The 1,128-nt window shown below is 63.1% G+C and carries 1 protein-coding gene; it reads right to left on the minus strand.

Going from position 1 to position 1,128, the window contains the following annotated elements; genetic code table 11:
• Nucleotides 1-21 precede the first annotated feature (21 nt).
• Entirely contained in the window at nucleotides 22-870 is an 849-nt protein-coding gene (locus AOK24_RS42900; protein WP_063799635.1) for a helix-turn-helix domain-containing protein, read from the minus strand.
• Between the last annotated feature and the right edge of the window lie 258 nt (nucleotides 871-1,128).

Consider the following 1,128-nt stretch of genomic DNA (forward strand, 5'->3'; position numbering starts at 1 on the left):
CTGCTCTTGCGCCACGAGAGGTTACTCAGATCGATGGATCGCACGGATTGCTTCCTCCAACAGCTGCCGGATGAACTCGCGTGATTCGTCCGGTGATAGGGCCAAATCGCGTACCCGATCGTATCCGAGCTGAAGCCTTTCGACCTCTGCGGATTCTTGCAGGAGTTCGCCTGTGTAACCCGTCTCCACCCACACGCCCACCTGCCCGAGAGGGCTGCGCATGAACATGGCGTCTGTGTTTGTCAGGGCGTGGAGCCCGACTGACGTGCGCAGTACCTGAATAGTGACGTTGTCGCGCTCCGACATCTCCAGCAGATCCTCCAACTGCGCGCACCACTTGGGAAGCTCCTTGAGCGGCGTACGCAGCACGCTCTCCGGGATGATGCTGCGGAAGGGCGGGGCGTCGTCCGCGAGCAGTAGTTCGCGCCGGGCCCTGCGGTTCTCGACCTCGGTGTCCAGCTCCTCCCCTTCCAATCCGCCAGTGGTGAGCAACTCGCGGGCGTAGTCGGCGGTCTGGAGCAAGCCGTGCAGGTTGGACGGCCCGTAGTGCCACATGCTGACCGCCTCGGACTCCCACTTCATGTACTGCCGGTACTTCGCCTTGAACTGGCGCATGTCCAGGATTGCCAACTCCCACAACGCCATCAGCAACGGCGTCGTCCCGTAATGCTGGTCCAGCGCCTGCACGATCTCGGGGCCGCCCAGATTCCGCCCGCTCTCCAGCTTCCCGAGCGTCGAAGCGTCCCAACCGAGTTGCTCCGCGAGCTGCTGAAGCGTCTCGCCCTTCTCCTCCCGCAGCCGCCTCAGCTCCTGCGCGAACCTCTTCCGCGGCTCCTGGCTGCGTCCCGTGACCGCGTTCCGCTGTGGCACCTCGTCCCCTCCCGGAATTTATGGAATTTGGCCGCCTCTTCCGGAACCAACGCCCGTTCCGGCTGCACCGACACCCGAGCCTGGGCCATCCTCTTCTTACCCAGGAACACGCAGAGTAGTACAACTGCCGCATTCCGTACAGATGTTGGATGAAAGGACCGATACCCGATGGAACCGGGAACCCTCTACTACGACCCCGCCACCGACAAGGTCGGCGAATACCAGGACCACCTCGGTAAGTACGCCATGCTCCGCCCC

It is taken from the genome of Streptomyces niveiscabiei (assembly GCF_001419795.1).
GTDB lineage: Bacteria > Actinomycetota > Actinomycetes > Streptomycetales > Streptomycetaceae > Streptomyces > Streptomyces niveiscabiei.